Raw genomic sequence first — 13,628 nt, forward strand, 5'->3', positions numbered from 1 at the left:
GTCTGGAGCCATGGATGGCGGAAGACAAGCGTACAGGGATGTATTCACAGCGTGTCCCGGCAAGCACTCTCCCACCTCTTTCCTGCAAAGGAGTTGCAGGTTTGGTTCAGCCGTGGCGCTCAGCCGCTTCCAGGGTGTTCTGCAGCAGCATGGCGATGGTCATGGGGCCGACCCCGCCGGGTACCGGGGTGATCCAGGCAGCGCGCTCGGCGGCCGGGGCGAATTCCACGTCGCCGATCAGCTTGCCTTCCTCGTTGCGGTTGATGCCCACATCAATCACCGTGGCGCCTTCCTTGATCCAGTCGCCGTGAACGAGTCCGGGCTTGCCGGCGGCGGCGATGAGCAGGTCAGCGTCGGCCACGAAGCGCGGCAGGTCGCCGGTGAAGCGGTGGGTGACCGTGACCGTGGCGCCTTTGAGCAGCAGCTCCATGGAAAGCGGGCGGCCGACGATGTTGGAGGCGCCCACGATGACCGCGTGCTGGCCCTTGTAGGGGGTGCCGATATGGTCCAGGAGATGGATGATGCCGGCCGGGGTGCAGGGGCGCAGTTCCGGGTGGCGCTGGGTCAGGCGGCCCAGGTTGTAGGGGTGGAAACCGTCCACGTCCTTGTCCGGGCGGATGCGCAGCAGAATTTCGTCCGGGTTCATGTGCTCCGGCAGGGGCAGTTGGACGAGGATGCCGTCGATGGCCGGGTCCTCGTTCATACGGTCCACGAGCTGGTTCAGCTCCTCCTGGGTGGTCTCCGCCGGCAGGTGGTGATCCTCGGTATGGAGTCCCGCGGCCTCGCAGGCTTCGCGCTTGCGCTTCACATAGAGGTTGGAGGCCGGGTCGCTGCCCACCAGTACCACACCCAGACCCGGAGGCCGACGCCCTTCGCTGATCCGTTGGCTGACCCGTTCCGCCACGGAGTGTCGGAGATCCAGGGCGATGGCCTTGCCGTCAATGATCTGCGCTGTCATACAGGGGCCTTGTGTGGGTGGTTCCGGAAAAGCGGCTATTGTCGCAGTTTTGGGGTTTGGCGCCAATCGTGTTGACGCTGTTCGCACCGCTCGGTATGATTCGCTCCAACTTCGCTGAGAGCCGGCGTGGGTGAGTTTTTCGGGGTATAGCGCAGTCTGGTAGCGCGCCTGCTTTGGGAGCAGGATGTCGGGAGTTCAAATCTCTCTACCCCGACCAGATATTGCCTCTCACTGGTGCGGGCCGTTGTGGGCGGATTGAATGTGCGCCCGTAGCTCAGCTGGATAGAGCAACGGCCTTCTAAGCCGTAGGTCGCAGGTTCAAGTCCTGCCGGGCGCGCCAACCTCTGGCAGACGGCGTTTGGTGAAGTGGTTCAGGTACGGTAGAATTCCGGCCTTTCAGTGGTGGACGTAGCTCAGTTGGTAGAGCTCAGGATTGTGACTCCTGCGGTCGAGGGTTCGATCCCCTTCGTCCACCCCATTTTTCCTTTTTTCCAGCCATCAGAGCTGACCTCTTTTATGGGCGAAAGTGGCGGAACTGGTAGACGCGCTGGATTTAGGTTCCAGTGGGGCAACCCGTGAGAGTTCGAGTCTCTCCTTTCGCACCAACCCCCTCGCCTCAGACGTAACCACACTAACAAAATCCCTTGCCATACGGCTTTTCGGCCGGTTTCAGACCACCATGCGGAGCCAAGCTTAACCACGGCTAGCGTTTGCTCTCGTGTCTAACTCTGTGGGGCGTGACTCCTTACTGCTGAGTTCATTCACGGAGCTTCTACAAACCGCCCACAATGTGGCGTATATACCGTATAAAAGCCACAATTCAACCTTGCCAGGCGCGGTCCTTTGCCTCCAAAGTCTTGCCAGTCAAACCTGAACGCGGAAGCCTGTGAATGAGCCAGACCCTGACCCTGCAACAACTTGAATCCTTCCTCTGGGAAGCCGCCGACATCCTCAGGGGCAACATGGACGCCTCCGAGTACAAGGACTATATCTTCGGCATGCTCTTTCTGAAACGCCTCTCTGATGCTTTTGAGGAGGCGCAGGAGGGCGTGGTTCGGTATTACCTCGAGAAGGGCCGCAGTCAGGCCCAGGCGGAAGAGTTGGCCAACGAGGAAGACGAGTACGACGAGACCTTCTACATCCCACCTGAGGCCCGCTGGGGCTCTCTTAAGGATGAAAAGCACGACATTGGCTCAGTCCTGAATACGGCCACCGAGGCCATCGAGGAGTACAACCCGAGTCTGGAAGGGGTGCTGGTCACCATCGACTTCAACGTGAAGAACAAGCTCTCGGACAGCAAGCTGCGGGATCTGATCAGCCACTTCAGCCAGCACCGGCTGCGCAACACCGACTTTGAGCGCTCGGATCTGCTCGGCACCGCCTACGAATACCTGATCAAGATGTTCGCCGACAGCGCCGGCAAGAAGGGCGGCGAGTTCTACACGCCCTCCGAGGTGGTGCAGCTGCTGGTGTCATTGCTCAAACCCCACGCGGGGATGCGCATCTACGATCCCACCGCGGGTTCCGGCGGCATGTTGATCCAGTCGCGGAATTATCTGGCGGAGCAGGGCGAGAACCCCGCCGATCTCTCGCTGTATGGCCAGGAGATGAACCTGAACACCTGGGCCATCTGCAAGATGAACATGTTCCTGCATGGGGTCTATAGCGCCAAAATTCTTAAGGGCGACACCCTGGGGGACCCGCAGCACCACAGCGAAAGCGGTGAGCTCATGCACTTCGACCGGGTGATCGCCAATCCCCCGTTCAGTCTCAAGAAGTGGGGCAAGGAAACGGCGGATAGCGATCCGTACGGGCGCTTCCCCTACGGCACACCGCCCAAGGACGCTGGGGACCTGGCGTTCGTCCAGCACATGATCGCCAGCCTCAACGCTGAAGGCATGATGGGAGTAGTCATGCCCCATGGTGTTCTCTTCCGTGGCTCCAGCGAGAAGGCCATCCGCCAAGGCATCCTCAACGATGACCTGCTGGAGGCCGTGATTGGCCTGCCGGACTCGCTGTTCTACGGCACCGGCATCCCGGCTTGCCTGCTCATCATCAATAAGAACAAACCTGTTGAACGCCTAGGCAAGGTGCTGTTCATCAACGGTGAGTTGGATTATGAGGAAGGCAAGAACCAGAACAAGCTGCGTCAGCAGGACATCGAGAAGATCGTCGCCACCTTCGATGAGTACGCCGAGGTCAAGCGCTACGCCAAGGTGGCCACGCTGGAGGAGATTGCTGAGAACGACTACAACCTCAACATCCGCCGCTACGCCGACACCTCACCGCCCCCGGAAATCTTCGACGTGCGTGCCATCCTGCACGGCGGGATTCCCAAGCGGGAAGTGGAGAGTGAGTACATTCGTGAGGAGATTCTGGGGGATTTTGATGTGTCGCGGGTTTTCGTGGAGCGTGACGCGGAGTACTACGACTTCCGGCCGGAGATTGAGACTAAGGAGGCTATCCGGGAAGCATCGGGTGATGCTGACAGCCAAGCCATCGCCCAGCTTGAGCGCTGGTGGGACAAGTACCGCGTATCACTGAATGAGCTGGATGAGCAGGTGAGCGAGGCTGAAAGCGTTATGCAGGGGTACCTGAAGGAGTTGGGGTATGAGTAGGAATGCTCCGGATGACTGGGACACCGTCATGGTCGGTGACGTTGTCGATATTAGAAGGGGGATTACCTACGTTGCTTCTGAACTGACGGATGACAAAGGCGACGCACCATTATATGTAAACATGAAGTCCTTCCTGAAAGATGGAGGATACAACGTCGCAGGCGAGAAATATTATGGTGCTGAATATCGTCCATCTGACTTAGCTAGTCGGAACGAATTGTTCATCGCTAACACAGACGTAACTCCAGCAGGGGATATTATTGGAGCTCCAGCTCTAGTCCCAGAAGACCGCTGGGATCGTGGAGTATTGTGCTCTCATCACGTAAGTCGTTTAGTGATTAAGAAAAAAGTTTTTCGAGATTATTTGTACTACCTTTTTTGCTCTAACCAAGTGAGAAGGTTCATGAAGCAAATCGGGCGAGGTACAACAGTCAAGATGCTAGATGGCGACGCCTTGAGGAAACTAAACTTTCTTCTTCCTCCCCATTCTGAACAACAGAAAATCGCCACCATCCTCTCATCCGTCGATGACGTCATCGAAAAGACACGCGCCCAGATTGAAAAGTTGAAAGACCTGAAAACCGGGATGACGCAGGAGTTGCTGACCCAGGGAATTGGGCATACGGAGTTCAAGGATTCGCCGGTGGGGCGGATTCCGTTTGAGTGGGATGTTTATCCATTAAGAGAGTTGGCTTCCTTTGTCACGAGTGGATCACGTGGGTGGGCTAAGTATTACTCAAAGTCAGGAGCCCCGTTCATACGCATCGGGAACTTGACCAGAGATCATATAAATCTTCGTTTTACGGATACCGTTTATGTCAGGCCACCAGATAGTGCAGAGGGCAGACGCACTCGTGTTCAGGCCGGTGACATCCTCATTTCAATTACGGCTGACCTTGGCGTAATTGGTGTCATTAACGATTCGATAGGTGAGGCGTATGTAAACCAACATGTTTCGTTGGTGCGGCTCAACGAACCGAGTCAAGCGCGCTGGGTTGGCCACTTTCTCGCGTCGGATAATTCCCAAAAGCAGTTCATTGCGAACAACGATACAGGTGCCAAGTCAGGGCTAAACTTGACGGCGATTCGTAATATGCATATTGCTATGCCCGAGGAATGGGAAAGACGAAAGATCGTCTCCTTGCTAGATAGCACTGATTCGGCGGTTGCTGAGAAGGAGATCAAACTGGGACAGGCACTTAACCTCAAGAAAGCGCTTATGCAGGATCTGCTTACTGGCAAAGTCCGAGTCAACGTCGATCAAAAGGAGTCTGAGGTTGCCTGACTGAAGGCAATCCCATCGCCATGTTCCAGGATGAAGTCGACAAGGTAGAGAAGCCCGCCATCGGGCAGCTGCAGAAGTTGGGTTGGCGGTATGTCCCCGGTGTTGAATTGTCTCCGGAGGGAGGCACTGGTGAGCGCGGCTTTTACCGTGATGTTGTGCTGGCTGGTTCGCTGGAATCAGCCCTTCGCCGTCTCAACCCCTGGCTGAGCGATGAGAACCTCCGCAAGGTCATGCGTGAGTTCACTCATCCGAACCATGCAGGCTTGATGGAGTACAACCACTCGCTCTACAGCCTGCTGGTGAACTACCTGTCGGTGGATCAGGATCTGGGTAAGGGGCGCAAGGGCCAGACGGTTCGCGTCATCGACTTCGAGACTCCCGAGAACAACGACTTCGTCTGCACCAGCCAGTTCAAGGTGGCGGGTCCTGTCCAGAACATCATCCCGGACATCGTGTGCTTTGTGAACGGCCTGCCGCTGGCGGTGCTGGAGTGTAAGTCGCCCTACATTACCGATCCCATGGCCGAAGGCGTGGATCAGCTTCGCCGCTACGCCAATCTGCGGTACCCGGAATCGGCGGAAGGGGCGCCCCGGCTGTTCTGGTACAACCAGTTCATGGTGGCGCTGAGCCGGGATCATGCGCGGGTCGGAACCATCAGTGCCTCGGCTTCGCACTACGCCGAATGGAAAGACGCCTATCCCTACACGGATGCCGACATCCAGGCGCTGAGCCAGGCACCGCAACCCTGGGAGCGCAAGGACGCCCAGGAGGCCCCGTCACCGGCGTATCTAGCGAATGCGCGTGAGGTTGCAGGGCAGGCTGCGTTGGATGGCTCTGTGTCCTCTCAGGAGCGCCTGCTGGCTGGCATGTTCAACCGAGCCAGCTTCCTGGATCTCATCCAGAACTTCATCGTCTATGAGCCCATCGAAGGCCGGCTGATCAAGAAGATGGCCCGCTATCAGCAGTACCGGGCTGTGAACCGGGTGATCGATCGCCTGAGGAACGGCCATGACCGCAAGGCGAAGTCCGGGGTGGTCTGGCACACCCAGGGCTCGGGCAAGTCGCTGACGATGGTGATGCTGGCGATGAAGATGCGCCGGGATCCCGAGCTTCAGCAGTACAAGATGGTGTTTGTCACGGATCGGGCTCAGCTCGATACCCAGCTCTCCAACACCTTCCGGGAGGCCCAGGACGAAACCGTTCATAACGCGGACTCCATTGACCGCCTCAAGCACCTGCTTGCCAGTGATGCCTCCGACATCGTGACGGCCACCGTCCAGAAGTTTCAGGATGCCGAGTCTGAGGCGGATTTCACCAACCTCAATCCCAGCGAGAAGGTGGTGGTGCTGGCCGATGAGGCACACCGGACCCAGTTCGGCAATCTGGCTGCAACCATCAATGCGGCGCTGCCGAACGCGCCCAAGATTGGCTTTACCGGCACACCGCTGATGAAGTCCCAGAAGATGAGCGATGCCTTCGGCGGCTACATCGACAGCTACATGATTAATGAGGCGGTCGAGGATGGCGCCACGGTGCGCATCATCTATGAAGGCCGGGAAGTGCGCACGGATGTGGTGGGGCGGTCACTGGATGCGCTGTTCGAGGAGTACTTCGGCGACCGGACCGGGGAAGAAAAGGTCGAGATCCGCAAGAAGTACGGCGTCGAGCGGGCCGTACGGGAGGCACCGGCTCGCATCCGCTGGGTCTGCCTGGATCTCTTGAAGCATTACCGCGAACGGATCCAGCCGGATGGCTTCAAGGCCATGATCGTGGTGGGCAGCCGTCATGCGGCGACCCTCTTCAAGGACACCTTGGACGAGCTGGAGGCGCCGCCCTCGGAGGTGATCATCTCCGGCGATCACAATGACCCGCCACACTTGGCGAAGTATGCGGACAAGAGCCACCAGAAGGAGGCGATTGCGAACTTCAAGAAACCGCTGGATGAGGACCCGACCACGTTCCTGATCGTGAAGGACATGCTGCTGACCGGCTTCGATGCACCGATCCTGCAGGTGATGTACCTGGATCGGATGCTCAAGGACCACACCCTGATGCAGGCCATCGCCCGTGTGAACCGGACCTACAAGGGCAAGTCAGCCGGTTACATCGTCGATTACTATGGGCTTTCAGACCATCTCACTGCCGCACTGGATCAATTCAGTAGTGAGGACGTGGAAGGGGCTTATTACACGCTCAAGGATGAGATCCCGAAGCTGGAGGCGGCGCACACCCGCGTGGCCCAGCTGTTCTCGGACGTCGCCGGTGATGAGGTGGATGACTACGTCCGTGCGCTCAAGGACGAAGACCTGCGCCAGCAGTTCGAGCTCCAGTACAAGCGCTTCGCCAAGCAGCTCAACGTGGTGCTGCCGGACCCGGCAGCCAAGCCGTATGTCCCGTCGCTCAAGTTCTGGGGCAAGGTCCAGAACGCGGCGCGAAACCAGTATCACGACCAGGGGCTCGACATCAGCGATGCCGGGGCGAAGGTCCGTGAGTTGGTGGAGGAGCACATCATCAGCACCGGGGTGGATCCACGGATTCCGCCCGTGGATCTGATGGATGCCGAGTTCCAGGAATCGGTGAATGAGCTGAAGTCCGATGAATCACGCGCCTCCAAGATCGAGAGCGCCATCCGCCATCACATCACCGTGAACCTGGATGAAGACCCGGAGTACTACAAATCCCTGAGCCAGCGCCTGGAGGAGATCATCCAGCAGTCCCATGGCAAGTGGGAGCAGCAGCTCGAATTGCTGCATCAGTTGGTGGGCTCCATTGAATCCGACCGCCACGCGCAGGCCGAGTCGCTGGGTCTGAGTGAAACCGAGTTCGCCTTCTACAACATCCTGATGGCCGAAGTAACCCAGCACGCGGGAGAGGCCATGGTGGATGAGACGGTGCATGATGAGATCCACCAGGCCACCCGGGAGCTGGTCGCCATGTTCGAGGAGGCGACCCAGATCATCGACTTCTTCAGCAAGCCTGATGAGGTCAAACGCATGAAGAAACAAATCAAGCGCACGGTCCTGGAGTGCTCCTTTGCCGATAAGGCAATCGTGAATGCGGTTCAGGATCGGTTCATGGATCTGGCTGAAAAGAAATTCGGGAAATGACCACGACCGACAATGGGGAATACCGGGATGCGGGTGGCTTCATTGCCGAGGTCATCCGCTCCAGCCGACGCAAGACTGCCGACATTCGGGTAGAGCAGGGCGTCGTGTCCGTCATCGTCCCCCAGGAGCTCTCTGATGAGCGTATTGACCGGCTGCTGGCGGACAAGCGCAGCTGGATCAAAGAGAAGATGCTGGTCCACCGGGAAGCACGACCGGCGAGCGCACGTCGGTTCGTTTCGGGCGAGGCCATTCCCTACCTGGGGCGCAACTACCGGCTCAAGGTGATCGACGGCCCCTTCAAGGCACCGAAGCTCGACAAGGGCCAGCTGGTGGTGTCTGTGCCGGGTGGGGCTGATGCGCCCGAGATGGTGCGCAATGCCATCATTCGCTGGTATCGGCGCAGGGCGGTGGAGAAGCTGCCGGCGAAGGTGGGCCGGCTGGCGCCAAGTGTGGGCGTGAGCCCTGGGAAGGTTGAAATCAAGGCGTTCCGCTCACGTTGGGGCAGCTGCACGCCCAAGGGTGATGTGGCGTTCAACTGGCGGATCATGATGGCGCCCAATCGGGTGGTGGATTACATCGTGGTCCATGAGCTGTGCCATCTTATCCGGCATGACCATTCAGCGGCGTACTGGCGGGAGGTAGCGAGGGTGATGCCGGATTACGACCAGTGGAGAAGCTGGTTGCGGTATGCGTCGCATGAGTTGGAGATTTAATCGGCGTGAAAAGGCTTGGACGATTAGCATGCTCTTCCTTTGATTCCTCATGTAATGGCGTTAGTTCGGGAGACAAATAGTGACGGAGAGGGATTTTCAGAAGTCTCGTGAGGCCAAAGCTATTCGCTACCTCAAAAGCGTTGAGACACCTGCAGATCGCATCTCTACTGCTAGAGATGACTACGATGCGTACTGGATCTATTTGGATCGGTATGAGGAGAACCTCGAAGGTGATGAGGCAGCAACACCGAGGAGGCACCGATACCTCGTAGAGGTTGATGATGACGGCACGATCTCGATGTGCCTCACCCGTCAATCACCTCAGGAAAATGAAAACCCGAAATTTCCGATGAGTTATTCCCGGATGGGTCAATATCAGTTCGAGGTGACACACTTCTATAGGGGTAAACAGTTTCGATTCTCAACTCCGTATCAAGCTTATTTCCTTCGCTGGACCAATCTTCACAAAGCTCAGTCTGCTCTTGCGTCGATTTCAGAAGCTTGGTATCGCAAGCGGGCCTCGGTGCTGGTCAAATCGATCAATAATCGAGTCGCTGTTCTCGATGCTGCCATTGAGCTGGAGGATCAGAAACGTCCATCTCCTTTCCGTGATATCAGCTACCTCGAGATCCAGACTCGAGTGCAGGGTAGGCATCATGTATTTCTCCCAAGTTCTCGTAGGCGATCGGAAATGAACAAGCTTGTTCGGGTTCTCGAGTCACTGGTTGAGTCAGGTGAGTTGAAAAATGGGAAGAATGCCCTCTCGTATAAAACGACGGGGAAAGCGATTACGTCATCTCTCACCTGGCATGAGGAGCTCAGCCGCGCGTCCAGCGAAGCGAAGCGCGAGCGTATTCTGATCTTGGTCACATTTGTCATTGCGGTATCGGCGGTATTACAGGCCTACTCTGTATTTGGGGGAGCTGCTTGTGGCGGGAGCTAGTCCAGAACCAAAGGTGTGTGCTCTGGCGGCTGGAGCTCACTGGCTTGGCGGAGCTGGTAAGAGAACGCCATAGCTCATGCATCGACGTCCGCATTGCCCCTGATGAGTGGCAACTTGGGTTGTCCTTGACCGGCAAATACGGCATCATCCGCCGCTCAATGCAGCCATGGCTAATCGGGTTGCAGAAGTGGTGAAAAAATTGAGCAGCTGGTCGCTTGTCTAACTATGTGTCTAACGAACCGCATGATGGCCATAAGTGGTTGAACTATCACACCGGTTCTAAGCTCTCCTTTGCACCACTTCTTTCCCTTTCCCGGATCTTTCCCTATCGGAGTGCGCGGTCAGAACGTGATAGAATCAGCGCCCCGAAAGCCGCGGCCTTGCCAAGTCGCGTTCACATTTCTATGATCCCCGGCTTTACATTGAATCGGAACGGCAATAACTGAGGATATTCCATGCAAGTCTCCCTTGAATCGACGTCCAACATCGAGCGTCGCATGACGATTGGCGTGCCCGCGGAGGAAGTTGAGCAGCAGGTCGATGAACGCCTGCGCGAAGCCGCGAAACAGGTTCGTCTCAACGGTTTCCGTCCGGGCAAGGTTCCCATGAAGGTCGTGCGCAAGCGCTTTGGCCAGGGCGTACGCCAGGAAGTTCTCGGCGAAGTGATGCGTAATGCCTGGATGGAGGCGATCCAGGAGCAGGACGTACAGCCGGCGAGCCAGCCGCGGTTTGAGCCCCAGACCGTAGAGGAAGGCAAGGACTTTGAATTTGTTGCCGTTTTCGAGGTCATGCCCGAGATCCAGGTGGGCGACCTGAGCCAGATCAGTGTTGAGAAGCCCTGGTCCGAAGTACAGGACAAGGACATCAACAAGATGATCGACAACCTGCGCCGCCAGCAGGCTACCTACAAAGAGGTCAAGCGCAAGGCCAAGAAGAAGGACGTCATGACCATCGACTTCACCGGCACCATCGACGGTGAGGAATTCGAGGGCGGCAGCGGCGAGGACCAGCAGCTGACTCTTGGAGACGGCCAGATGATCGCCGGTTTCGAGGACCAGCTGGTAGGCGCCAAGACCGGTGAGGAGCATACCCTTGATGTGACCTTCCCGGAAGATTACCAGAACGAGGAACTGGCGGGTAAGCAAGCCCAGTTCCAGGTGACGGTCAAGAAGGTTGAGGAACCGCAGCTGCCCACCCTCGATAAGGAATTCTTCGAGCAGTTCGGCGTTGAAGCCGAGACCGAGGAGGAGTTCCGCGAGGAAGTGCGCAAGAACATGGAGCGCGAGCTCAAGAACGGCATCCAGAACCGCATCAAGCAGCAGGTCATTGACGGCCTCCTCGAGGTTACAGAGCTGGAAGTGCCCCAGGGCATGGTCGATCAGGAGATCGAGCGCATGAAGCAGGAGGCGGTGCAGCAGTTCGGTGGCCAGATGGATCCTTCACAGCTGCCTTCCGAGCTGTTCCAGGATCAGGCCCAACGCCGCATCAAGACCGGTCTGCTGTTCCAGCAGCTGGTGCAGGACGCGAATCTTGAGGTGGACAGCGAGCGGGTTGATGAGAAGATCCGCGAGATCGCCTCCACATATCAGGATCCGGATGAAGTGGTCGAGTACTACAACAACAACCAGGAAGAAAAGCAGCAGATTGAATCCTCGGTGCTTGAGGATCAGGTTGTGGACCACGTCCTTGAAAATGCCAAGGTCAAGCAGAAGAAATACAAGTATGAGGATGCTGTGAAGCCGCCCCAGCAGGGTGCGTGAGGCTCCGGGGGTGAAAACCCGGCCAGCTCGTCTACAATTGGGGTTCTGAAACCCGCCATACAGGCAACAACCGGGAGACGACAATACCCATGACACAGCAGATATCCGACGGCGCGAGCGACGTCACCAATTCCGGTCTGATCCCGATGGTGATCGAGCAGACCGCCCGGGGTGAACGGTCCTTTGACATCTTCTCCCGGCTGCTCAAGGAGCGCGTGATCTTTCTGGTGGGGCCGGTGGATGACCATACGGCCAACCTGATTGTTGCGCAGCTGCTGTTCCTGGAGTCCGAGAATCCGGACAAGGACATCCATTTCTACATCAACTCGCCGGGTGGGGCAGTGACTGCCGGCATGGCGATCTATGACACCATGCAGTTCATCAAGTCCGATGTCTCCACGCTCTGCGTGGGCCAGGCGGCGTCCATGGGTGCCCTGCTGTTGGCAGCGGGCGCGCAGGGCAAGCGCTATTGTCTGCCCAATTCGAAGGTCATGATCCACCAGCCGCTGGGCGGTTTCCAGGGGCAGGCCTCGGACATTGAGATCCACACCCGCGAGATCCTGAAGACCAAGGAGCGGCTGAACAGCATCCTGGCGGAGCACACCGGCCAGAGCTATGAACAGATCGCCCAGGACACGGACCGGGACAACTTCATGGACGCTGCGGAGTCAGCGGAGTATGGCCTCGTTGATGCCGTACTTGATAAACGCTCGGGGAATACCTAATACTGGTATCACTCCCGATTTCTGTCGCTCGACCGTGGCACACGGTCAATGCAAGGCGGCCGGAACCAGAACAGAGGTAATCCAATGGCAGAGAAAGGTAGCGGCAGGGGCGACGATAACGGCAAGCTGCTGTACTGTTCCTTCTGCGGCAAGAGCCAGCATGAGGTCCGCAAGCTGATCGCGGGCCCGTCGGTGTTCATCTGCGATGAATGCGTGGATCTTTGCAACGACATCATCCGCGAGGAAATCCAGGAGACCACCGAGGAAGAGCCGAGCGACCGTCTGCCCTCTCCCCACGAGATCAAGGAAACGCTGGACGAGTACGTGATCGGCCAGGACCGGGCCAAGGTGGTGCTGTCCGTGGCCGTGTATAACCACTACAAGCGTCTGCGTTTCGGTGAGAAGCGCCCGGAAGTGGAGCTCGGCAAGAGCAACATCCTGCTGATCGGCCCCACGGGCAGCGGCAAGACGCTGCTGGCGGAGACGCTGGCACGCATGCTCAACGTTCCGTTCACCATTGCGGACGCCACCACGCTGACCGAGGCTGGCTATGTGGGTGAGGACGTTGAGAACATCATCCAGAAGCTGCTGCAGAAGTGCGACTACGATGTGGACAAGGCCCAGCGCGGCATTGTCTACATTGACGAGATCGACAAGGTCTCGCGCAAGTCGGACAACCCCTCCATTACCCGTGACGTCTCGGGTGAGGGTGTGCAGCAGGCCCTGCTCAAGCTGATTGAGGGCACGGTCGCATCCGTGCCGCCCCAGGGTGGCCGCAAGCATCCGCAGCAGGAATTCCTGCAGGTGGATACCGCGGGCATGCTGTTCATCTGTGGCGGTGCCTTTTCGGGGCTGGACAAGGTGATCCGGGAGCGCTCCGAGAAGACCAGTATCGGTTTTGCGGCCCAGGTGGTCGGTCAGTCTGATAGCAAGAGCACATCCGAGATCCTGAAGCACATTGAGACGCAGGATCTGGTGAGCTACGGCCTGATTCCCGAGTTCGTGGGCCGTCTGCCCGTTGTGGCGACCCTCACGGAGCTGGACGAGGATGCCCTGATCGAGATCCTGACCCAGCCCAAGAACGCGCTGACCAAGCAGTATCAGCAGCTGTTCGAGATCGAGGACGTGGAGCTGGATTTCCGCGAGGACGCACTGCGTGCAGTGGCCCGCAAGGCCATGGAACGCAACACCGGTGCCCGGGGGCTGCGCTCCATCATGGAAGGCATCCTTCTGGATACCATGTATGAGATCCCCTCCGAGCCGGATGTGTGCAAGGTTGTGATTGATGAAGGTGTGGTCAACGGGGAATCCGACCCGATCAAGATCTACGCCAACAATGAAACCGCCCGCGCGGTTCCGGAGGACTGATTCCGGTATCCCTGTTTTCAGCCCGTCTGTCAGTTTCCGGCTGGCAGGCGGGTTGAAGCCGCCCCTCTTAACCCCCATTCTCTAGAGAGTCAGCGAAACGGGACTGTGCCCACTCTCAGGATCCCGGCGTCGCCCACTTCCCCAGTTCAGA

Annotated in this window: 9 protein-coding genes and 4 tRNA genes; 12 read left to right on the forward strand and 1 reads right to left on the reverse strand. The window is 57.9% G+C overall.

From position 1 onward, the window contains the following. Positions 1-106: 106 nt before the first annotated feature. Positions 107-958 carry a bifunctional methylenetetrahydrofolate dehydrogenase/methenyltetrahydrofolate cyclohydrolase FolD gene (folD, locus tag F3089_RS03150; RefSeq protein WP_151439407.1) on the reverse strand — a complete coding sequence of 284 codons (852 nt, stop codon included), beginning with the start codon at positions 956-958 and terminating at the stop codon, positions 107-109. Positions 959-1,098: 140 nt separating this feature from the next. Here folD and F3089_RS03155 point away from each other — a divergent pair. From F3089_RS03155 to clpX, 12 genes are all read left to right on the forward strand, one after another. After that, positions 1,099-1,175: transfer RNA gene (locus tag F3089_RS03155), tRNA-Pro, on the forward strand. Positions 1,176-1,221: 46 nt separating this feature from the next. Beyond that, positions 1,222-1,298, forward strand: a tRNA-Arg gene (locus F3089_RS03160). 62 nt (positions 1,299-1,360) lie between these two features. Then, positions 1,361-1,436, forward strand: a tRNA-His gene (locus F3089_RS03165). Between the two features lie 42 nt (positions 1,437-1,478). Then, positions 1,479-1,563 (forward strand) — tRNA-Leu (locus F3089_RS03170). Between the two features lie 285 nt (positions 1,564-1,848). Continuing rightward, positions 1,849-3,576, forward strand: coding sequence for a type I restriction-modification system subunit M (locus F3089_RS03175; protein WP_151439408.1), 1,728 nt, complete (start codon positions 1,849-1,851; stop codon positions 3,574-3,576). Continuing rightward, a complete protein-coding gene (locus tag F3089_RS03180) occupies positions 3,569-4,861 on the forward strand; it encodes a restriction endonuclease subunit S (RefSeq protein ID WP_151439409.1) in 1,293 nt (430 codons plus the stop codon). The genes F3089_RS03175 and F3089_RS03180 overlap by 8 nt, the downstream gene beginning before the upstream one ends. 20 nt (positions 4,862-4,881) lie before the next feature. Then, positions 4,882-7,968, forward strand: coding sequence for a type I restriction endonuclease subunit R (locus F3089_RS03185; protein ID WP_151439410.1), 3,087 nt, complete (start codon positions 4,882-4,884; stop codon positions 7,966-7,968). Then, a complete protein-coding gene (locus tag F3089_RS03190) occupies positions 7,965-8,681 on the forward strand; it encodes a M48 family metallopeptidase (RefSeq protein ID WP_151439411.1) in 717 nt (238 codons plus the stop codon). The genes F3089_RS03185 and F3089_RS03190 overlap by 4 nt, the downstream gene beginning before the upstream one ends. A gap of 79 nt (positions 8,682-8,760) precedes the next feature. Continuing rightward, on the forward strand, positions 8,761-9,624 hold the full coding sequence (locus F3089_RS03195) for a hypothetical protein (RefSeq protein WP_151439412.1): 864 nt from the start codon (positions 8,761-8,763) through the stop codon (positions 9,622-9,624). 455 nt (positions 9,625-10,079) lie between these two features. Continuing rightward, on the forward strand, positions 10,080-11,384 hold the full coding sequence (tig, locus tag F3089_RS03200; RefSeq protein WP_151439413.1) for a trigger factor: 1,305 nt from the start codon (positions 10,080-10,082) through the stop codon (positions 11,382-11,384). 89 nt (positions 11,385-11,473) lie between these two features. Beyond that, positions 11,474-12,109: an ATP-dependent Clp endopeptidase proteolytic subunit ClpP gene (gene clpP / locus F3089_RS03205; RefSeq protein ID WP_095617011.1), complete on the forward strand. Its 636-nt coding sequence runs from the start codon at positions 11,474-11,476 to the stop codon at positions 12,107-12,109. Between the two features lie 84 nt (positions 12,110-12,193). Next, complete coding sequence (gene clpX, locus F3089_RS03210) at positions 12,194-13,477, forward strand: ATP-dependent Clp protease ATP-binding subunit ClpX (protein WP_077531515.1); 1,284 nt, start codon at positions 12,194-12,196, stop codon at positions 13,475-13,477. Positions 13,478-13,628: the final 151 nt, after the last annotated feature.

The organism is Halospina sp. K52047b, assembly GCF_008709855.1.
Taxonomy (GTDB): Bacteria; Pseudomonadota; Gammaproteobacteria; order Pseudomonadales; family Oleiphilaceae; genus Halospina; species Halospina utahensis_B.